The sequence below is a fragment of the Microbulbifer maximicatervae (SeqCode) genome (genome assembly GCF_052468295.1).
Genome location: NZ_CP174340.1, coordinates 1,942,880 through 1,964,595, shown reverse-complemented (window position 1 = coordinate 1,964,595; position 21,716 = coordinate 1,942,880). Strand labels below are relative to the sequence as shown.

At 51.7% G+C, this 21,716-nt stretch carries 16 protein-coding genes; 8 read left to right on the top strand and 8 right to left on the bottom strand.

Annotation, left to right across the window (positions count from 1 at the left end):
- Position 1 precedes the first annotated feature (1 nt).
- The 7 genes from narI to ACJJIQ_RS08825 all read right to left on the bottom strand — a co-directional run bounded on the left by narI (position 2) and on the right by ACJJIQ_RS08825 (position 10,038).
- Positions 2–757, bottom strand: a complete 756-nt coding sequence (gene narI, locus ACJJIQ_RS08855) for a respiratory nitrate reductase subunit gamma (protein WP_445364363.1) — start codon at positions 755–757, stop codon at positions 2–4.
- Between the two features lie 35 nt (positions 758–792).
- Entirely contained in the window at positions 793–1,485 is a 693-nt protein-coding gene (gene narJ / locus ACJJIQ_RS08850; RefSeq protein WP_445364362.1) for a nitrate reductase molybdenum cofactor assembly chaperone, read from the bottom strand.
- Positions 1,485–3,008, bottom strand: a complete 1,524-nt coding sequence (gene narH / locus ACJJIQ_RS08845; RefSeq protein ID WP_445364361.1) for a nitrate reductase subunit beta — start codon at positions 3,006–3,008, stop codon at positions 1,485–1,487. Before narH ends, narJ begins: the two co-directional genes overlap by 1 nt.
- A gap of 102 nt (positions 3,009–3,110) precedes the next feature.
- Entirely contained in the window at positions 3,111–6,833 is a 3,723-nt protein-coding gene (locus ACJJIQ_RS08840) for a nitrate reductase subunit alpha (protein WP_445364360.1), read from the bottom strand.
- A gap of 380 nt (positions 6,834–7,213) precedes the next feature.
- Complete coding sequence (gene trhP / locus ACJJIQ_RS08835) at positions 7,214–8,512, bottom strand: prephenate-dependent tRNA uridine(34) hydroxylase TrhP (protein WP_445364359.1); 1,299 nt, start codon at positions 8,510–8,512, stop codon at positions 7,214–7,216.
- 224 nt (positions 8,513–8,736) lie between these two features.
- Positions 8,737–9,306, bottom strand: a complete 570-nt coding sequence (locus ACJJIQ_RS08830) for a cytochrome P460 family protein (protein ID WP_444957564.1) — start codon at positions 9,304–9,306, stop codon at positions 8,737–8,739.
- A gap of 87 nt (positions 9,307–9,393) precedes the next feature.
- The gene (locus tag ACJJIQ_RS08825; protein WP_444957565.1) at positions 9,394–10,038 is read right to left on the bottom strand and encodes a Crp/Fnr family transcriptional regulator; all 645 of its coding nucleotides are present in this window, start codon (positions 10,036–10,038) and stop codon (positions 9,394–9,396) included.
- Positions 10,039–10,175: 137 nt separating this feature from the next.
- On the opposite strand from ACJJIQ_RS08825, the gene ACJJIQ_RS08820 reads away from it, so the two are divergent.
- Positions 10,176–11,660 (top strand): bifunctional 2-methylcitrate dehydratase/aconitate hydratase, encoded by a 1,485-nt coding sequence (locus tag ACJJIQ_RS08820; protein WP_413665665.1) that lies wholly within the window; start codon positions 10,176–10,178, stop codon positions 11,658–11,660.
- A gap of 122 nt (positions 11,661–11,782) precedes the next feature.
- Here the strand turns inward: ACJJIQ_RS08820 and ACJJIQ_RS08815 are convergent, their stop codons facing one another.
- Entirely contained in the window at positions 11,783–12,721 is a 939-nt protein-coding gene (locus tag ACJJIQ_RS08815; RefSeq protein ID WP_282932674.1) for a porin, read from the bottom strand.
- A 282-nt stretch (positions 12,722–13,003) separates the two neighbouring features.
- Between ACJJIQ_RS08815 and ACJJIQ_RS08810 the strand changes: the two genes are divergently transcribed.
- From ACJJIQ_RS08810 to murB, 7 genes are all read left to right on the top strand, one after another.
- Positions 13,004–15,571 (top strand): DNA internalization-related competence protein ComEC/Rec2, encoded by a 2,568-nt coding sequence (locus ACJJIQ_RS08810; protein WP_445364358.1) that lies wholly within the window; start codon positions 13,004–13,006, stop codon positions 15,569–15,571.
- Between the two features lie 113 nt (positions 15,572–15,684).
- Complete coding sequence (locus tag ACJJIQ_RS08805; RefSeq protein WP_413665667.1) at positions 15,685–16,308, top strand: MotA/TolQ/ExbB proton channel family protein; 624 nt, start codon at positions 15,685–15,687, stop codon at positions 16,306–16,308.
- A gap of 15 nt (positions 16,309–16,323) precedes the next feature.
- Positions 16,324–16,743 (top strand): ExbD/TolR family protein, encoded by a 420-nt coding sequence (locus ACJJIQ_RS08800; RefSeq protein ID WP_444897173.1) that lies wholly within the window; start codon positions 16,324–16,326, stop codon positions 16,741–16,743.
- An 83-nt stretch (positions 16,744–16,826) separates the two neighbouring features.
- Positions 16,827–18,656, top strand: coding sequence for a lipid A export permease/ATP-binding protein MsbA (gene msbA, locus ACJJIQ_RS08795; protein ID WP_445364357.1), 1,830 nt, complete (start codon positions 16,827–16,829; stop codon positions 18,654–18,656).
- A 9-nt stretch (positions 18,657–18,665) separates the two neighbouring features.
- A complete protein-coding gene (gene lpxK / locus ACJJIQ_RS08790) occupies positions 18,666–19,700 on the top strand; it encodes a tetraacyldisaccharide 4'-kinase (protein WP_444912975.1) in 1,035 nt (344 codons plus the stop codon).
- Positions 19,690–20,457, top strand: coding sequence for a 3-deoxy-manno-octulosonate cytidylyltransferase (gene kdsB, locus ACJJIQ_RS08785; RefSeq protein ID WP_444905363.1), 768 nt, complete (start codon positions 19,690–19,692; stop codon positions 20,455–20,457). Before lpxK ends, kdsB begins: the two co-directional genes overlap by 11 nt.
- An 11-nt stretch (positions 20,458–20,468) precedes the next feature.
- Positions 20,469–21,485: a UDP-N-acetylmuramate dehydrogenase gene (gene murB / locus ACJJIQ_RS08780; RefSeq protein WP_445364356.1), complete on the top strand. Its 1,017-nt coding sequence runs from the start codon at positions 20,469–20,471 to the stop codon at positions 21,483–21,485.
- Positions 21,486–21,716 lie beyond the last annotated feature (231 nt).

Genomic DNA, 21,716 nt, shown 5'->3' with positions numbered 1-21,716 from the left:
TTCACTTGGGTGCTGGGCTTGTCGGTTGAGGTGCGGTCGGATTAGGTATGGGGGTCGTACTTTTGCGAGCGAGTCTTCGCGATCTCACTATTTGGTATCCGGGGCGCAATACATAGGCAAACGGCGCACTCCAGATGTGTACCAATCGTGTAAAGGGGGTAATCAGGAATAGTGTCAGCCCGAGCACAATGTGTATCTTGTAGACGAGCTCGGTATTGATAATCAGCTCAGAGGCAGATGGAGTAAAGGTGAGTATGCCCTGAGCCCAGCCCATAAATAACACCATTTCCTTGCCACTCAGGTGGTCCATGGTCCAGATGGTCGTGGCCAGTCCGATAAATAGCTGCAGCCAGATCAGTACAAGGACCAGGATGTCACCGACCGAAGAGCTGTGGCGGATGCGAGCGTAATAGAGCCGACGATGTAACAGTATGCTGCAGCCAATAAATCCGGCAATTCCGGCAAGACCGCCAACGATCAGTGCCATTAACTGCTTGAAACTATGGCTTACTCCAAAATAATCAAATACCCCAATAGGAGTCAGTAGGCCAACAAAGTGGCCGAAAAACAGAATCAGGATTCCCAGATGGAGCAGGTTGGACCCCAGCATCATCTGCTTGCGGCGCAGGAACTGTGACGACTGTGAGCGCCAGCTGTATTGCCCCTTGTCGAAACGGATAATGCTTCCCAGTACCAGTACGGTGAGGGCAACATAAGGGTACCAGCCAAATAATAAGTAGTTGATGACGCTGTGCATGGTGTTTGTCTCAATAAACTTTTGGGTGGTTTATTTCACGTTTCGCTGGAAGACATAATCAATTTACCGGCGGCTTTCAGTCGCGCGATGATGCCGCTCGGTGGAACTTGGTGCTGGGGCGTTGTAAAGGTGATGGGTTTTTCCTCCCATTCTTCCTCGACAGACGTTTCCGTTGCTTGTTGGTTTCGCGCAAGTAATTCCTTTACCGCTTGGGCATTGGGCTGTTTTCCTGCGAGTTTTATGAGCAGGTGAAAGATCCCTGCGTATGCTGACTGGCGCTCGTCGAGGCGCTGGGCTAAGGCGGCAAATACATGGGCCGGTTGCGATAGCCAGTCATGGATTTCGGCTTCTGGCAAGCAGGAAATAAATTCCAGAAAGATCGGGATGTAATCTGGCAGCTCATCGCGTTGAAGGAAGCAGCCGTGTGCAATGTACTCTTCGCCCAGATTGAGCATGGCCTGGCCACGCTCGCGGCTTTCACCGTGAATATGTTCAAAAAAATGTAGTGATAAGGCGCGGGAGCTGTCGAATAAATCGCTGTAGTCCACTTGTAAGCTCAGCAGCTCCTGCTGTAAATAACTACGTAGCAAGGGGGCAATCATGGCGCGATCTATGCTGGAAAGTACTTGCTCACTGTCCAGTGTTTCGCGAATATCAGCGATATGCGTCTTCACGGATTCGCTGGGGTAGTCCAGTAGTAACGCCAAAGCACGTAATAACCTTTTCATTAGGGGGTATCCGTATAGCGTTTGCCCGGCATGCGCTTGGGGCCGCCAAATAGATCAAGATTGGTACTTCCGTTATGTGGTTCCGTAAAGCTAAAGCCCATAGCACCGCGCAGGTGGTAAGCGTTTTCTTCCGATTCCCGGTGGTTGGTTGGGATCACGTAGCGATCCTCGTAAGCGGCGAGCGCCATATAGCGATACATATCCTCAATGGTTACCCGGGTGAGGCCTACGCTTTTTGGGATTTCCTCATTGGTTATTCCATCGACGGTTTTAGCGCGCATATAGGCGCGCATTGCCAGCATCCGTTCCAGCGCACGGGCTACCGGTGCCTCGTCGCCGGCAGTGAGGAGATTGGCCAGGTAGCGCAGAGGGATTCGTAGCGAACTGACATCTGGCATCCCTTGGTTAACGGCGATCTTGCCGGCTTCAGCGGCGGATTGAATTGGCGATAGAGGAGGGACATACCAGACCATCGGTAGAGTGCGGTATTCCGGATGCAGGGGGAATGCCACCTCCCAGTCCATTACCATTTTGTACACGGGGGATTTGATTGCGGCATCCAGCCATGCCTGGGGAATACCATCGAGGGCCGCTTGCGCCTGGATCTCGGGATCGTGGGGGTTGAGGAAGATATCCCGCTGCGCGGGATACAGGTCCTTTTCATTCTCCACGGCAGCGGCTTGCTCGATGCGGTCGGCATCGTAGAGCATAACGCCCAGGTAACGAATACGGCCTACACAGGTTTCTGAGCATACCGTAGGCATCCCGGCTTCGATTCTGGGATAACAAAAAATACATTTCTCAGATTTGCCAGTGGACCAGTTGTAATAGATTTTCTTGTAGGGGCAGCCGGAAACACACATACGCCAGCCGCGGCATTTGCCCTGATCAATCAGGACAATGCCGTCCTCCTCGCGTTTGTAAATTGCGCCTGAAGGGCAGGATGCTACACAGGAGGGATTCAGGCAGTGCTCGCACAGCCTGGGTAAGTACATCAGAAAGGTTTGTTCGAACTGGCTGTAGATCTCCTTTTCGACACCGGCGAAGTTATAGTCCTTTGAGCGCGCACTGAATTCGCCGCCCAGATCATCCTCCCAGTTGCCGCTCCATTCGATTTTTGTCAGCACATCACCGGTGACCAGAGAGCGGGGCTTGGCTGAGGGCTGTGCCTGGAGCTCTGGAGCCTTTTGCAGCCAGTCGTATTCGAAGGTGTAGGGCTCATAGAAATCATCAATTTCCGGCAGGTCCGGGTTGGCAAAAATATTGGCCAGTAAGCGCCACTTTGAGCCAGCCCGGGGCTGGAGTTTGCCATTTCTCTTGCGAATCCAGCCGCCGTTCCAGCGTGTTTGGTTTTCCCAATCCTTCGGGTAACCGACACCGGGTTTGGATTCCACGTTGTTGAACCAGGCGTATTCGACACCTTCACGGTTGGTCCATACATTTTTGCAGGTAATTGAACAGGTGTGGCAGCCAATACACTTGTCGAGATTCAGGACCATCCCTATCTGGGCACGGATTTTCATCTCAGCTTCCTGTCTTTATGCCGGCGACCTTGCGCGTCCATTTCCAAATCCATAGCAACTCACAAAATTATTGTGCTGGGCCAGTGGTGAGGGTGAGGCTGTTTAAGTCGTAGCCGGTAGTACTTCCTTGTCAAACCAGTTGATTTCATTCATTTTGCGCACCACCACAAACTGGTCGCGGTTGGCGCCGACGGTGCCGTAGTAATTGAAACCATAGGCTAGCTGGCAGTAGCCACCGATCATGTGGGTTGGCTTCATATTGACCCGGGTGACTGAATTGTGGATGCCACCGCGCTGGTTGGTAATTTCCGAGCCCACGGTATTTACGATTTTTTCCTGGGCGTGGTACATGATGGCTGAGCCCGGCATGATGCGCTGGGAGACCACCGCACGGGCCGTCAGGGCACCATTGATGTTGAAGGCCTCGATCCAATCGTTGTCCCTGATACCGGCTTTTTGTGCATCTTCCTCACTGATCCACACCACCGGGCCGCCCCGGTTGAGGCTCAACATAATCAGGTTTTCAGTATAGGTAGAGTGGATTCCCCACTTCTGGTGGGGAGTGAGAATATTGAGTTGGATCTCCGGGTTTCCGTTGGGGATTTTCCCCAGCACCTGTTTGACCGAACGGGTATCGATAGGAGGCCGCCAGGTAACGAACCCCTCTCCAAATGCCAGCATCCAGTTGTGGTCCTGGTACAGTTGTTGGCGGCCTGTGATTGTGCGCCAGGGAATCAGCTCGTGTACATTGGTCCAGTTAGAGGTGTAGGAAACATGCTCGCTTTCGATACCGGACCAGGTGGGAGAGGAAATGATTTTTCGGGGCTGTGATACCACATCGCGAAAGCGGATTTTTTCCTCTTCTTTACCCTCGGCCAAGTGCTCGTGGTTACGGCCGGTATTTTTGCCCAGTGCTTGCCACGCCTTTACCGCTACTTCACCGTTGGTTTCCGGTGCCAGCATCAGAATGGTTTCACAGGCCTCGATGTCGGTTTCGATTTTGGGGCGCCCGGCGCACTCGCCTGACTTAATCCTGCCATTGAGATTAGCCAGGTTATCGATCTCGGTATCGGTATTCCAGTTGAGCCCTTTGCCACCATTGCCTTTATGTTCCAGTTCTGGGCCTATGGAAGTAAAGCGTTCATAGGTGGCTGGATAGTTGCGCTCTACAATGGCAATACTGGGCATGGTAACGCCAGGCTCGGGCTCGCATTCACCGCGCTTCCAATCCTTGGGTTCGTAGGGCTGGGCAATTTCCCCGGGTGTGTCATGTTGGATCGGGGTCAATACTAAATCCCGCTCCACGCCGAGTACCTCTGGACATATTTCTGAAAATTTCCGGGCAATCCCTTTGAAAATATCCCAGTCACTGCGACACTCCCAAACCGGGTCCACCGCAGCGGTTAAGGGGTGGATGAATGGGTGCATATCTGAGGTGTTGAGATCGTGTTTCTCATACCAGGTGGCGGTGGGCAGGACTATGTCGCTGTACAAACTGGTGGTCGACATGCGGAAATCAATATTCACCATCAGGTCCAGTTTGCCGGCAGGGGCCTCTTCATGCCAGCGCACTTCACTGGGTCGCCCCTCGTCAGCATCATTTTCTTCTCCCACCACGCCGTGTAATGAACCGATAAAGTGTTTGAGAAAATACTCGTGACCTTTGCCGCTGGCACCCAGCACATTGGAGCGCCAGAAGAACATGTTGCGCGGCCAATTCTGGGGACTGTCCGGGTCCTCGCTGGCAAATGCCAATTCGCCGGATTTTAATTTTCTGGGAATTGCTTCTGCGGGGGATCCCCCCGTTTCGGTAAGCTGTTTAGCAACTTCTAGAGGATTAGTATTCAGTTGTGGTGCGGATGGCAGCCAGCCCATACGTTCGGCGCGCACGTTGTAGTCGATGATCTCCTGGCCCCAGTCTCCCTTGGGGGCGAGCGGGGAAAGGATGTCGGAAACCTTCAGGGATTCATAGCGCCACTGGTTGGTATGGGCATAGAAAAATGAGGTGCCATTCATATGGCGGGGAGGGCGGTTCCAGTCCAGGGCGAAGGCGACTGGCAGCCAGCCGGTTTGCGGGCGAAGTTTCTCCTGCCCGACATAGTGTGCCCATCCTCCTCCTGATTTACCCACACAGCCGCACATGATCAGCAGTGCAATAATGCCGCGATAGCTCATGTCCATGTGGTACCAGTGATTGAGGCCGGCGCCCAGGATCACCATGGATCGGCCTTCAGTAGCCTCAGCATTGGTGGCAAATTCCTGCGCAACATGGATGATGGCATTGCGTTTTACACCGCAAACTGATTCGGCCCAGGCGGGGGTGAAAGGCAGATCATCATCGTAGCTTTTTGCTATATTGCCGCCGCCGAAGTCGCGATCGACGCCATAGTTGGCAAGAAACAGGTCGAAGGTGGAGGCTACTTGGCATGGACCTCCTTTTAGCTCGACGGTCGCTACCGGTATCGTACGCGCCAGGATGGTATCGTGCCCGGTTGCAACAAAGGTTTCAGGTGCGTCGGCACCAAAATAGGGAAATGCAACGGCTTCCCGGCTGTCCGATATTTTCTCCAGGCTCAGTGCGAGCTTGATAGCGCGCCCCTGGCCATCTCTCTCCTCCAGGTTCCACTTGCCCTGTTGGCCCCAGCGGAATCCGGCACTGCCGTTGGGACAGACAATATCACCGCTGGATTCATCGAAAGCGACGGGTTTCCAGTCGGGGTTGTTGTCCTCACCCAGAGCGCCGCTGAAGTCGGCCGCCCGCAACAACCGGTCTGGTACTAAGTGCCCATCCCGCTCAACCAGTTTGACCAGGAACGGCATGTCAGTGAATTGCCGTGCGTAGTCCATAAAATACGGAACCTGGCGCTTTACGTAGTACTCGGTGAGAACAACATGTCCGAGTGCCAGGGCCAAGGCGGCATCTGTTCCCTGTTTGGGGTGCAGCCACAGATCGGCAAACTTACAGGCCTCGCTATAGTCCGGTGAAACAACAACGCTTTTAGTGCCTTTGTAGCGCACCTCGGTATAAAAGTGCGCATCTGGTGAGCGTGTCTGTGGGACATTTGACCCCCATATCAGGAGATAGCCGGAGTTGTACCAGTCAGCGCTCTCGGGAACATCGGTTTGCTCCCCCCAGGTTTGGGGGGAAGAGGGGGGCAGGTCACAGTACCAATCGTAAAAGCTCAGCAGCACGCCACCAAGAAGTGATAAATAGCGACTGCCAGCGGCATAGGAAACCATCGACATCGCGGGAATAGGGGAGAAGCCAGCGACTCGGTCGGGTCCGTACTTGTCGATCGTATAGGCGTTAGCTGCGGCGATTATCTCATTGACTTCATCCCAGCCGATACGGACGAAACCACCCCTGCCACGGCGGGAAACCCAGCTCTCACGACTGTTCTGGTCTTCTACAATAGATCGCCAGGCATCTACAGGGGATTTAGAGGTGCGCGCGTTGCGCCAGGCCTCCACCAATCGTGCCCGAACCAGTGGGTATTTCACTCGGGTGCCGGAATAGAGGTACCAGCTGTAACTGGCACCACGGGGACAGCCTCGCGGTTCATGGTTGGGTAGATCGGGCCGGGTGCGGGGGTAGTCAGTCTGTTGAGTCTCCCAGGTAACAATGCCGCCCTTTACGTAGATTTTCCATGAGCAAGAGCCGGTGCAGTTGACACCGTGGGTAGACCGTACAATTTTGTCAGCCGCCCAGCGTTTGCGGTAGGCATCCTCCCAATCCTGAGACTCACCTGTTGTAATTCCATGAGCGTCAGAAAAAGTTTCGGTGCGTTGGCGAAAAAAGGTGAGGCGGTCCAGGAAGTGACTCATATGCTATTCATCCATGAGCGCATGAGAGAGTAAGCGGTGCGCCTAGTGCCTAGAGGCTAGCTGAGACTTTTGCTATTTCAAGGTTGTTTCTTTTTCATTCCCTGAAGATAGCTGTAGCTGAGCAGAAAAATATGTGAAATGAAGTGGCTGAGGATTCAGCTGACTTTCAAGCTAGTGGCACTTGTCAAGCGCTGGAGGTTGAAATTTCCTGAACGGTTGTAAGTAGGCCAAAAGATGGGGGAGTGAAGTACCTTAGAAAAGTGAATGAGTCTTTCTAGGGAGCCTCTGGGTTATTCAGAGGCTCCCTTGGTTACTAAAACGTATTTTGTTATAGCTGCAAAAAAGGCGATTGCGCCATATTTATCACTGTGGGTAGTTATTTAGCCCAGTGCTTTAACCAATAATGCCCGCTGCAATTGCGTATCTTCAATGCCTTCCGGGCGAAGAATTTTCACAATATGCCCAGAGCCTGGCGCCACATCGATAGCCTTACCTTCCGTATTCTCCATTTGCTCCAAGGGGAAGAACAAGCTACCGCTGGGAGTCATTAACTCCAATTGATCACCGCGTTCAAAGCGATTTTTTACATCAATCGTCAAATACTCAGGATTGCCGTCAATAAGCTCGCCTACGAACTGTTGGCCCGGAGTTGATATCAATCCCTTTTCATATTGCTGGTATTCTGCTGGTGGATGGCGACGGTAGAAACCTTCCGTGTAGCCCCTATTCGAGAGGGTTTCCAATTCGTCCATCATTTTCATGTCAAAGTCTTTTCCTGCTGCAGCATCGTCTATCGCGCGACGATAGATCTGAGCAGTACGAGCCACATAGTAGTGGGATTTGGTGCGACCTTCGATTTTTAAAGAGTGAACCCCCATTTCGGTGAGGCGCTTGACGTGCTGTACGGCCCGCAAATCCTTGGAGTTCATGATGTAGGTACCGTGCTCATCTTCGTAGGCAGGCATATACTCTCCAGGGCGACCCTCTTCCTGTAGTAAAAAGGCCTGGGAAGTACTTTCACTGGCGGAGGTGGGTTGCTGGGCGGGTTGCTGGATAGGTTCCTGGGTTTGCACATGAATCAATTCGCCAACTTCATTCTCTTTGGCTTCATGAGCTTGGTATTGCCAGCGGCAGGAGTTGGTGCAGGCGCCCTGGTTGGCATCTCTATGGGTCATATAGCCGGATAGCAAGCAGCGCCCGGAATAGGCGATACAGAGTGCACCGTGGACAAAGACTTCCAACTCCATTTCAGGCACTCTCTGGCGAATTTCTTCAATCTCATCCAGGGACAGTTCCCGGGAAAGTATCACCCGAGATAACCCCTGGCGATGCCAGAACTTTACGGCTGCGTAGTTTACCGCATTGGCCTGTACGGATAGGTGGACTGGCAGATCAGGCCAGCGCTCCCTTACCATCATTATCAGACCTGGGTCGGACATAATCAGGGCGTCAGGCCCCATTTCGACAATTTCTTCCAGGTCCCGCAGGTAACTGCGAACTTTGTCGTTGTGAGCGGCGATATTAGAGGCGATATAGAACTGTTTTCCCTGCTGGTGTGCTTCTTCTATGCCTAGGCGCAGGGTTTCAGTATTTTTGAATTCATTATTGCGCACGCGCAAGCTGTAACGGGGCTGGCCGGCATAAACGGCATCGGCACCATAGGCAAACGCATATCGCATATTTTTTAAAGTCCCTGCGGGGGACAATAACTCAGGTTTAAACACGGAAAAACTCATTGTGGAATAGTCGAACGCGGCCGCATGTTAACGGTATTCAAGATCGCGCTAATTGATATAAATCAATTAGCGCTGGGGTGGGGGTGATAAGCTGTTATGGAGGGAATCTATGCTGTTACTTTAGCCGAATAATAGACCTCTAACCTCTGATTTTTGCTGTTTACTTTTTAGTTCTGCAGGACCTGCTGATAACCCTGTGTGTATACCCAGTCATTATTCTTGGCAGGCAAATGACATCCAAAACAGTTGTTAAGCCCGGTGCCTTTCCAGGTTTCAGTTTCACTTTTGGCTATTCCTGGCTTAAATAAAGCCCATCCCCAGCCTTCGGCCCAAGCCGGGTTTTCTGGGAAGCGGTTGTTATCGTCTTTTACCATCATAAAAGTGAATTGAAGGTCTGAGGAGTAATAAGCCAACCCTGTGGTTAAGGGCTCCGATTGGGTGCTATTAACATCCTTTACCAAAACTGTCCCATCGGGAAACTTCCCCTTTTTGCGATACCCTTCTACTGCCTGGGGTTGGGTATAAACATTATGAGTATCCCATCCATTGCCACTCGAGGACTTTACCTGATAGGAGCCCAGGAAGACCCATTCCCGGCGGTAATTATCCGGCAAAGTAATATTCCCCTGGCTATCAACCATGCTTTTATAGGTTGAATTGAGGTTTTCATCGGCCTTTGCAGAAATACCCAATACGAGTGTCAGAACTAAAGAGGTAAATAAGTAGGCGCTGCGCATAATCCTTTTCCATTGCTGTTGATGTGGGAGAGCTATACCCGGGTTTCAGCTGCTGGAAAGTATATGAAGGTGGGAAGGGTAAAACTGTCAGCTGGCTGACACTGGCGCATATATTTGGTTCTCTGCCAGGTTTTTTAACGCGGTTTGATCGAGAAGGCAGATATATTGGCGCGTATAGTCGATAACACCATCAGACTTCCACTGTTTAAGCTGTTGGCTGACTGTTTGCCTGCTGCCACCGGCCATGGCGGCCAATTCGGACTGGGTCAACTTGATGTCGAGTTGATGTCCATGACCACAGGGTTGTCCCCGGTAATTAAATAGCTGTGCTAACAAATTGGCCAGCCGGACCGGTAAAGGGGCGGTGATGTGGAGGAAAAGACGTTGCTGAAGCTGAGATTCCCTTGTGGCTAGTTGTTGCAATAGCTCATCGTGGGTCTGTGATTGGCGCTCCATCATGGCGTTTAGATGTTGAATGGATGTAACTTCCAGTTCACTGCCGGATTTGGCGGTTGCTTGAATGTCCAGGTTTTTCCCAGTTAGACCTGGTCCAAACCATGATCCGGGCCCATAGAGATCGATAATGGCTAGGTTGCCGCAGTAGTCCACTTTTTGGATAAGGACGTAGCCGGCATGAATAAAATAAATCTGGGGACCAGAATCCCCTTGTCGGAATAATACCGTTTCTTTGAGGAATCGAAGTGTTTTTATTGGGTCGCTAGTTCGTTGCAAGTGGGTTGATTCCTGTTTTTAGAGATTCCTAACAATATAGAATTCTTCGGTCGTTTGTTTAACTATCTGAAGTTTAGGAAACAGCTAATCTTACTCCATCTGTTTTGCCCTCCGACAATTTTACGGGCTATTCAATCATGATTGCTGACCCCGCTCCGAATATCCGCCCCGATTACGATCAGGTGATACAGGATATCGCAGATTATGTGCTTCATTTCAAAGTGGGTTCCAGTGATGCTTGGGAAACAGCACGGTTAAGCCTGATGGATTCCTTGGGGTGTGCCTTTCTGGCGTTGAGTTTCCCTGAATGTACAAAGTTGTTAGGACCCTGGGTGGAGGGGACATGGGTGCCGAATGGGGCCCGAGTACCTGGCACCCGGTTTCGCTTGGACCCGATAAAAGCTGCATGGGATATCGGCTGTACAATTCGATGGCTCGATTACAACGACACTTGGTTGGCGGCTGAATGGGGGCATCCCTCTGACAATCTTGGGGCAATATTGGCCGTTTGTGACCACCTGTCGCAAGGGCGATTAGTTAAAGGGGGAAGCCCAATAAAAATGGGCGCGGTACTCGAAGCAATGGTCAAAGCCTACGAGATTCAAGGTGTCTTGGCATTGTCTAATAGCTTTAATCGGGTTGGGCTCGATCATGTACTACTGGTGCGGGTTGCTTCTGCCGCTGTGGCTGCCTGGCTTAAAGGTGCTGGGCGGGAGGAAGTAATGGCGGCGGTGTCTCAGGCGTGGGCGGATGGTGGAGCATTGCGGACCTATAGGCATTCCCCGAATACTGGATCACGCAAGTCCTGGGCTGCAGGTGATGCCAGTTCCCGTGGGGTTCGCTTGGCTGATTTGGCGATAAGTGGAGAAATGGGAGTGCCCGGAGTACTTACGGCAAAGCAATGGGGTTTTTATGATGTCCTGTTTAGCAAGACAAATGCTGAGCAGCAACTGAAACCACCATCAGAGCGCAATTTTCAGTTCCCCAGAAGTTTTGGCTCCTATGTCATGGAGAATATCTTATTCAAAATTTCTTATCCGGCTGAGTTTCACGGTCAAACAGCTTGTGAGGCGGCAATTATTTTACATCCACAGGTTGCAGACCGTATCGATAATATTACCAAGGTGGTAGTGACCACACATGAATCAGCCCTTCGCATCATCACTAAATCAGGTCCATTAAATAATCCGGCAGATCGGGATCATTGTTTGCAATATATTGTTGCAGTGGCGCTAATTTTTGGTGACTTACAGCCAGGTTTTTATGAAGATGATTTTCATCGCGATCACAAAGAGATCGATATCTTGCGGGACAAGATTGAAGTGATAGAAGATAAAGGTTACTCAAAAGATTATTTAGACCCAGATAAGCGTTCTATAGCCAGTGCGGTACAAGTATTTTTTAAAAGTGGTGACGCATCAGAAAAGATTGAAGTTGAATATCCGATGGGACACCGCCGTCGCCGACGGGAGGGGATTCCGTTATTGGAAGATAAGTTCCGTAGTAATTTAGCTACGCGATTCCCTCAAGGGCGGGCTAACAAAATTTTTGCAGCTATTAATGATCTTCAAGGGTTAAAGCAGTTGTCAGTTAATCGCTTTATGGATCTATTGGTTATTTAGAGGCTCCTTAGGAAATTCCCCAGAGTGAAAAAGGCGGCCAAAGGCCGCCTTTTTCATTGCTCAATCTTCCCCAAGCGGCAGAGTCGCACTTTCCAATTTGGACCGCCACATTTAAGGAATGATTAGAACTTGTATTCAACACCAATACCGGCGTAGCTGCGATCGTAGTCTTCGTCAGCAGTTTCGTCGGTGTAGAAGCCGAAAATTTTGGCTGCGCTGTTGAATTTGTAGTCTGCGCCCAGGCTGAAAGTCTCGCCGCCTTCTTCTTTGATATCAGACTGGCCGTACTGGGCTTTCAGAGTCCACTGGTCCAGCTTGTAAGCAACAGAGCTCATCCAGCCGTCGACAGTTTCGCCGCCGTCAGCATCTTGCTCTTCGAACAGGGCGCCTACTTGTACAGGGCCGATGTTGTACTGAGCTACAAAACGATGAACGTCAACGTCCTGACCTTCAACGTCCTGGTCCATAGCGTAGGCCAGGTAAACACCGTTGTTGTCATAGGCGACAGACATGGAAACGCCGTTGTTGCGTTCTTCGCCGGTAGTTTCGTCAATAACTTCTTCTTTGTTGCTGATGAAAGCCGCAGAAGCTTTGAAGCCACCGAAAGAAGGAGTAGTGTACTGAAGTGCGTCTTCTTCGCGGTTATCGCTGCTGGTGATCAGGCTCTTGATATCGCCTTCGAGGTCGTTGAACAGGTCAACTTTCTTCTGGGCAACTTTCAGGGGAGTATCGAACTTACCAGCGATGACCTGGCCAAAGCCGCCTTCCAGGCCTGCGTAGATGTTGCGCTGGGAGAAAGTATCGTCAGCGTCACCGTCCATATCTACTTCGTATTCCATACGGTAGATACCTTTAACGCCTTCAGTCAGGGCGATTTCGCCTTTCACGCCCAGGCGGGAAGCGTTGCTCTGAACGTCAGTGACGGAATCGTCACCTTCGTCGGCAGCCTGGAAGGTGACGTTGGCTTTGCCGTAAAAGTCGAGTACATCGCCTTCATCTTGGGCGTTGGCCAGAGCAGGTACCATGGCAACGATGGCCAGAGAGAGAGCGGTCTTATTCATAATCGTCTCGCACAGTTTATGGTTTTGGGTTGAAAGGTGCCTTCCGTGTCGTCCTAGTTGGCTGCCTTTCGATTTGGTGCGGATTCTGCGTTTTGAATATGACAAACATGTTAAAAATGGCATTTTTCTTAAAAATATGTGACTGGCCAGTGCTATGAATGGCAGGTTAGCTAGCTATATTAAGGTTTTAGGCGCCTGAAGCGGCGGTTCGCAATCATCGTTGATTTGAGTGAAGGTGTTCAATAGTTGAACAAAAAGATGGTGTAAGGGATGGCGCTGAGGATGGAATTATGGAGTTTTCGGGAGCGAATTCAGCAGCTTTCTCACCTGCTGGCTAAGGCGAGAGGCATTGTCGTCTACATGGGGCCCAGCATATATCTTTGGGTCTATTCGCTATCTATTATCGCAGTGGGATGTCTTGCCCGATTACCCGCCGAAAGCACTCTGTGGGCACTGTATCTCTCTCTAGCCTTGTTTGCCTGGATGGTAATACGCCGCTGGCGCCCCCTTGCTCTGATCTTTCTCTCCTTTATTGGTGCGACCTGGGCACTCCACTCTCATGAAGCATCGCTGGATCGCCGGCTCCCCCTCGGTGCACATGGTGCGGACTTTGTACTTCAGTTGAACCTGGTCTCGCTGCCTGAATTAACTGAGGGGGGAGGGTTTGGCGCTAGTTCAGAATCACACACGGTGCGTTTTCGCGCTCGAGTTGTGGATATTGTTTCCAGTTCTTTAGGTGAAGAGGGTGGCCAGTTAGCACCGCCAGAGCTATCTATCGGAAGCCTTCTCAACCTAACCTGGTACCGAGTTGACGGTGAGGCTCTGGCTCGTCTGCGAGGTGGCTCTCAATGGATATTGCCTGTGCGATTGAAAAGCCCTAGGGGAAGTGTGAATCCACATACATTCGACTATGAAGGCTGGCTGTTGCGAGAGGGAATTACGGCAACAGGGTATGTTCGCCCCCGCGATTATCCTCCTCAGTGGCTGGGGCAGGGGAATGGCATTATCGAGCTAAGGGATGAATTGCGTTCCCAAATTAGTCAGTTACCAATCCAGCGACCGGACCTGATAGCTGCGTTATTACTAGGAGATCGCAGTCAGTTGAGCGAAGGTGATACCGACCTGCTTAAAAGGACAGGTACGGGCCACCTTATTGCCATATCCGGTTTACATGTGGGCATGGTGGCCGGTTGTATTTTGTTGATGGGCACCGTACTGGCAAAAGGGATTGGGCTTTTTACGGGCACCAGCCGTTTTGGTATTGCGATAGGACTCGCCTTGGTGGTGAGCCTTGTTTATACCTTGATAGCCGGCATTCCACTATCTGCGCAACGGGCGCTTGTAATGACCTGGGTGCTGTTGCTGGGGTGGCACTGGCGGCGCAGACTGGGAGCGGGTTTTGCTTTCTCACTGGCACTGGCAATAGTGCTTACCCTACAGCCACTGGCTTTTTACAGTGCTGGTTTTTGGTTGTCCTTCGTGGCCGTCGGCAGTCTGCTTTTGGGGTTTAGTGGGCGAATTGCTTTAAGTCGAGAGCCGCAATGGAGGCCGAAGACTGAGGTCTCTGATGCTGTAACCTCATGGCAGCATCGATTTTCCCAGTTATCGTTATGGCAGCTGTTGCGCAGCCAGTGGCTGATTGCAATTGGCTTGTTTATCCCATCGATAATATATTTTTCTGGCTTTAGTCTTTCAGGTGTATTGGTCAATCTTGTAGCGATTCCCTGGATGGGCCTGTCTATTTTGCCATCACTTATGTTAGGTGCTGTATTTATTGATACTCAGCTGGGTGTTTGGCTGCTGCAGTTTGCAGGTTGGCAATTGGATCTGCTGATGACTGCGCTCGATATTGTCGATCATTCGATACCGGGGTTCCGTGGTTTTGCGATTGCCTCCACTGCATTGGTGATAGTCATCGCTGGGCTTGGCGCGGTGCTACTTTTGCTGCCTAAAGGGTTGCCAGGACGCAAGTTAGGCTGGTTATTTTTTCTTCCAGTTGCTCAGCCCTGGCTTTCTACATTGGCGCCGGCAGATGAGCGTTTGAAATTATCAGTGCTGGATGTTGGTCAGGGGTTGTCAGTAGTTATCAGCACCGGAAAAAGCCGTATTGTTTACGATGCAGGGCCTTCAATCCCCTCGGGCTGGAGCGCGGGAGGCTCGATAGTGGCTCCCTACTTGATGAGTAGCGGAGGTAGTGAACTCGATGTGCTGATCGTCAGCCATGGCGACAGGGATCATGCCGGCGGCGTGGCGGGTTTACTTAGAAACATTGAAGCAAAAAAGCTCTATGCTCCGGGGACTTTAGCTAGCAATTTACCATTATCGCCAGCCACGATTACTGAGCAGTGTCGGGCAGGAACGGAAGAGCAACTGGGAGATATATCATTTCGATGGTTATGGCCTTCCTTAACGGCACAGGGAGAGGAATTACTGGATGGTGAGGAGAACGATCACAGCTGTGTAATTTTGGCTGAGTGGCAGGGGGTGCGTTTACTGCTTACTGGGGATATCAGTCGTAAGGTTGAACATCAACTGTCTAAAATGTATCCACAATTTTCCGCTGTTGACGTACTGATCGCGCCTCATCATGGTTCCCGCTCTTCCTCATCGGCCGCTTTGCTCGAGTGGGCAAGACCTAAACGGGTTGTATTTAGTGCCGGTTTCCGCCACCACTTTGGTCACCCTCACACCGATGTTGTGAAACGCTACCAAAACTTCGGCGCCAGCATTTTCAGTACTGCGGAGAGCGGGGCGGTAGAATTTTTCTGGCGAGCCGGAGAACAAGAGCCGCAAATTTTACAGGCTCGTTTGGCACCACGGTTTTGGTATGCGAGTCACAACAGGGAATAAGGATGCGTGGGAGGACTTAGCCGCCGCCACCAGCTGTGATAAAGTGCTGCTCTGCGTCGAGGACGCAGTAATAATTTTCCAAAAATTCCCTCTGGTTTTCTGGGGCTAAGAAAGTGTTTGAGATAATAAAATCCGGCGGCCTGCTGATGTGGCCAATCCTGTTTTGCTCTGTAGCGGTTATTGCTATTTGTGTCGAGCGTTTCTGGACTTTGCACTCGCAGCATATTGCACCACGTACTTTATTAGGTGAGGTATGGGGCTGGCTTAAAAATAACCAGGTCAATGCGGAAAAATTGAAGGAGCTGCGCGACTCCAGCCCACTGGGAAAAATTTTTGCTGCGGGCCTGTCCAATTCCCGTCACGGTCGCGAAGTAATGAAAGATAGCATCGAGGAAACTGCCAGCCAGGTTGTGCATGAACTGGAGCGATTTCTGGGTGCTTTGGGCACGATTGCTGCCGTAGCACCGCTGATTGGTTTGCTGGGTACTGTGATCGGTATGATCCAGGTCTTTACCGCGATTATGGTGGAAGGTACCGGTAATGCAGGCGTACTGGCCGGTGGTATTAGCCAGGCATTGATCACCACTGCCGCTGGCCTGACTGTCGCTATTCCTGCGTTAATGGCACACAGATACTTCCAGCGTCGCGTTGACACGATTGTTGTGGCAATGGAGCAGGAAGCTGTCAAGCTTGTGGATGCTCTGCACAGCGATCGTAAAATCGAAGATGCGGCCTGAGCGGGGTAGCAAGCAATGCAATTCCGCCGCCAAGCCACAGAGCAGGAAGGGGTTAACCTGACACCACTTATCGATGTGGTATTCCTGCTGTTGATTTTCTTTATGGTGTCTACAACCTTCACCAAGGAAAGCCATCTTAAGCTGAACCTGCCTGAAGCAGCAGGTCCTCAGTCTGTTGACCAACCTAAATCTGTAGAGATTTTGATCAGTGCTGATGGTTCCTATTCAGTAGATGGACAAGCTTTGATCAACAAGAAGATCAACACCCTCAAATCTGCGCTGTCGGAAGTTTCCGCAGGCGAGTACAATCGCCCGCTTGTGATAACCGCCGACGCCACCGCTCATCACCAAGCCGTGGTTCGGGCAATGGATGCCGCTGGACAGCTAGGCTTTGTCAACCTAAGCATTACTACACGGCAGCCGGAAGAAAACTAGCGCGGAACCCTGTAGGGAGCTGACTTACCTTCGGTTTCTGTGCCCACTCGCCCCAGTTGGGGCGAGTCCATTCATTGGTCTGTATGAAGAAAGTAAAAGCGCCCCCCAGCAAACCGCAAAATGGGGCGGAAACTTACCGTCGATTGCTCACTTATGCCCGCCCGCACATGGCGATTTTCGGGGTTGCGGTACTGGGCTTCTTCCTGTTTTCGATCATGGGCGTCAGCCTTATTGCTGTGACCGAGCTTTTGCTCGATGCAGTGGGGGCTGGAATCCAAGAGAGTCGCGGGTTTCTCTCAAAGTTTGTAGCATCCTATTACCCCGACGGGGTAATGCCCCAGGAGACTGCTCGTTGGCTTGTACCGCTTGCAATGTTGCTGATTATTGTCCTTAGGGCTATTGGCAATTTTGTCGGCAGCTATGGTTTAGCCTATGTGGGCCGCGCAGTGATCCATGAGTTGCGAACACAGCTATTCGAGAGAATTGGCCAGCTTCCCAGCTCCTATTTTGACCGCTATACCGGCGCTTACCTGATCTCAAAGGTTTCATACAATGTTGAGCAGGTAACCAACTCCATCACCAAGGCGGTGAAGGTACTCTTCCGGGAGTCGTTTACGGTAATCGGTCTCTTGACCTACCTGTTACTGGTGAACTGGAAGCTGACTTTAACCTTCTTCCTTTTTGCCCCTTTGATCGCCTTTATTGTGCGCATCGTGGGTAAGCGTTTCCGCAAATTAAGCCATCGTATCCAGAATTCCATGGGTGACGTTACCCATGTCACTCAGGAGGCGATCAATGGCTATCAAGTGGTGCGAATGTATGGGGGGCAGGATTACGAGAAATCCCGTTTCCTCTCTGCCAGCGACAATAACCGTCGGCAGTTTATGAAGCTCGTAGTAGCAAACAATGCCAGTGTTTCTGTGATTCAGATACTGGTTGGTTTGTCTACTGCAACTATTGTCTGGCTGGCTCTGGCACCGGGTATGGTTGAGTCCATGACTGCTGGGGTTTTTGCCGCCTACATTGGTGCGGCTGCATCCCTGGCCAAGCCGGTGCGCAGCCTTTCCGAAATTTTTGCCGATATCCAGAAGGGTATTGCGGCAGCGGAGAGTATCTTTGAAGTAATGGATGCTCCTAGAGAGCCCCAGGATGGTGAAGCTCAGCTACCTAAGCCTGTGAATGGCACAGTAGCTTTTGAAGGGCTTGAGTTTAGCTATGACCCGGCAGCACCTAAAGTACTCTGCGACATCAGTTTCGCGGTAAATCCGGGAGAAACGGTGGCCCTGGTGGGTGCATCTGGCTCCGGCAAGAGCACGCTGGTAAGTCTGCTGGCTAGGTTTTACGAGCCGACAGGTGGACGTATCCTGGTCGATGGGGCTGATATTTCCAAGGTGCCACTTAAAGAGTTGCGCCGCCATATCAGTATGGTTTCCCAAAATATCGTGCTGTTTAACGACACTGTATATCGCAATATTGCCTACGGTGAATTAGAGCATGCACCCAAGGAAAATGTTCTGCGTGCTATGGAGCAGGCACATGCAGCTCAATTTATTGAAGAACTGCCTGAGGGGGCGAATACGGTTCTGGGGGATAATGCGCAGATGCTCTCCGGCGGCCAGCGCCAGCGCTTGTCTATTGCCCGTGCCCTGCTTAAGGATGCGCCCATACTGATCTTGGATGAGGCCACCTCAGCACTGGATAATGAATCGGAGCGCCATATTCAGGCGGCTCTGGCTGAAGTCATGAAAAACCGCACTACGTTTGTTATCGCCCATCGCCTGAGTACGATCGAGAATGCCGATCGCATTCTGGTGATGGAGAAAGGTCGAATTGTAGAGAGCGGGAATCACGCAGAGCTGCTCGCCCAGGGTGGTCGATACGCATCTCTGTTACAGCAGCAAACAATGGGGTAGGGCACCTGGATGTCACTGGAAGACTGGTTTAACAAGCGCTGGTACCCCGAAAAGGGTGAAGGTCGCTCGCTCTCCCTGCTCACCCCGCTGGAATTACTCTATGGGGGGGTGAGCAAGCGGCGCCGGGTAATGAGTTCTCGCACGCCACCGGAGCCCTTATCAGTTCCTGTCATCGTCATCGGTAACATCACCGTTGGCGGTGCGGGTAAAACGCCATTGGTGGCGGAGCTGGCTCGCTGGCTAAAGGAGCGGGGTCGCAATCCGGGGATTATCAGCCGTGGCTATGGTGGTCGTGCAGAAAAATATCCTTATCAGGTGACTGCCCAATCCCACCCCCTGGAGTCCGGGGATGAGCCGCTGATGCTGCACTTGATCACTGGTGTGCCGGTGATGGTTTCCCCTAATCGCACCGAGGCGGCGCAGGCCCTGATCGACTATCACCAGTGCGATGTTATTTTGTCTGACGATGGGCTGCAGCACTATAGTTTGTGGCGCAGCTATGAAATTTGTGTAGTTGATGGTCATCGCGGTTTGGGCAATGGCCATATGCTGCCCAGAGGACCTCTGAGGGAACCGGTGACGCGCCTGCAAAGCGTCGACATGCTGGTTAGTAATGGAGAGCCAGAAGCCAAAGTCAGGGATCAGTGCGGTGGGCTTTTAGAGTTTGAAATGACGCTCGAGCCTTCCTGCTGGCACCAGTTTAACCTCGACCAAACCTCCACATTGCGCCTGCCATCAGGGCCTGAGGTGGGGCCTTGCCACGGGGTGGCGGCGATCGGTAATCCCAAGCGGTTTTTCCGGTCACTGCAAGCGCTAGGGTTCGAGGTGACAGAGCAACCTTTTGACGATCATCATCAATTCAGCCCCCAGGAACTGCATTTCGATGGGGAAACCCCTGTGATTATGACCATGAAAGATGCGGTGAAATGTCGCGATTTCTGGGAGAGTCACTGGTGGGCGCTCGAGGTGCGGGCCAAGTTGCCAGACCTTTTTTATCAAAAAGTACACAAGCACTTGCAACAATTTAGTGAAAATGAAAAGTAACTCTTCTTTCGACGTCATTATTCCCGCACGCTATGGCTCGAGCCGCCTGCCAGGCAAGCCCTTGGCTGATATCGGCGGCAAGCCGATGGTGGAGCATGTTTATTTGCGTGCCCGTGAGAGCGATGCCCAGAGGGTGGTTATCGCCACCGATGATATGCGTGTAGCGGAGGTGGCCCATGGCTTCGGCGCCGAGGTGTGTATGACATCTGCCGAGCATGCCTCGGGAACTGACCGACTGCAGGAGGTGGCTCAGAACCTGGGCCTTGCCGAGGACCGCATTTTGGTCAATGTGCAGGGCGATGAACCCTTGATACCCGCCGAGGTGATAAATCAAGTGGCTGAAAACCTGGCGGCTAGCAAGCGAGCCGGCGTTGCAACCCTGGCGGAACCCATCACCTCAGTGGAGGATTTTCGCAACCCGAATATCGTCAAGGTAGTGACAACTGAGTCCGGGTTGGCCAGGTATTTTTCACGAGCGCCAATCCCATGGCCCAGAGATGCCTTTGCGATGGATAGCAGTGAACTGCCAAGGGGCTTGGAACCTCGTCGCCATATTGGTATCTATGCTTACCGTGTTGCGCTATTGCGCCAGTTTGTCTCCTGGCCTATGGCCCCGCTAGAAAAGTTCGAGGCTCTGGAGCAGCTGCGTTTTCTTTACCACGACCAAGAGATTCACGTAGCAGATGCTTGCGCAGAAGTGCCCGGTGGCGTAGATACTGAGCAGGATCTTCAGCGTATGCGAGAAACCCTGGCCTGATGTAGAACCTAATGATTGAAGTCAATATCGATTTACAGCCCCACAATACTCTCGCAATTTCAGCAAACACCGCTTACTTTGCGCGTGTGGAAACCTTGGATGAATTGCGTGAGGCTTTGAGTTTTGCGCAGCAGAAGCGTTTGCCGATTCTGCCGTTGGGTGGGGGCAGCAATATCGTATTGACGGGAGACTTTCCCGGGCTTGCCATTCAGGTCGGGCTGCGAGGGCTAACAATTACTCCCAATGGTCGTGGCGGTACTATTGAGGCGGCGGCCGGGGAGGGGTGGCACCAGCTGGTTATGTCTACTGTCGAGCAGGGCATGGGAGGCTTGGAAAACCTCGCGCTGATTCCAGGTAACGTGGGTGCAGCCCCAATCCAAAATATCGGCGCCTATGGTGTAGAGTTGCGCGACTGTTTTTGCAGCTTGCAGGCCATGGAAATTTCTACAGGTGCACTACATAACTTTTCCGCATCGGACTGTGAGTTTGATTATCGGGACAGTGTGTTTAAAGGGCAGTTGCGCGATCAATTTATTATTACCCAGGTTAACCTTCACCTTGCGCAAGATTGGCAGCCCAAGGTAGCTTACCCGGCACTGCAGCAATTTATTGACCAGCAAGGATGGGATTGTGACTCCTTAACACCCGCGCAAATTGCCGCTGCGGTTATCGATATTCGCAACAGTAAATTGCCGCTCCCCGATCAAATTCCCAACGCGGGGAGCTTCTTCAAAAACCCTGTGGTGAATGCGGACATTTACCAAAACCTAAAATTGGAACATCCCGATTTAGTAGCTTATGCCAGCGGTGAAGGTTGGAAGCTGGCGGCGGGCTGGCTAATTGATCGCGCTGGTTGGCGGGGCAGGCGGCAAGAAGCGGTTGGTGTTCACCACCAGCAGGCATTGGTTTTGGTTAATCCCGGCCGGGGCCGAGGTGATGAAGTGACAAGATTGGCTCGCGCTATCGCTTCTGATGTGCAGGCTAAGTTTGGTGTTACCCTGGAGCCTGAGCCGCGCTATTACCCTTAATCTATTCAAGATTGTTTGCATGAGGGTACGGACAATCCCTTCTTTTATTTTTCACTGAATTGCAGTTATCAAGTACCCAATAGAAAAGTGCAAATTGTTGGGTGGGGTTGGCAGTTTTCAGCCTGAATATCAGTAGAGAATTGTTCTAGTTGTTGACGATTATTTTGTTATAACGAATTCAACCTCTTACATTTTCTCATATTCCGATTTCTTTCATAAATATTTTCTGCG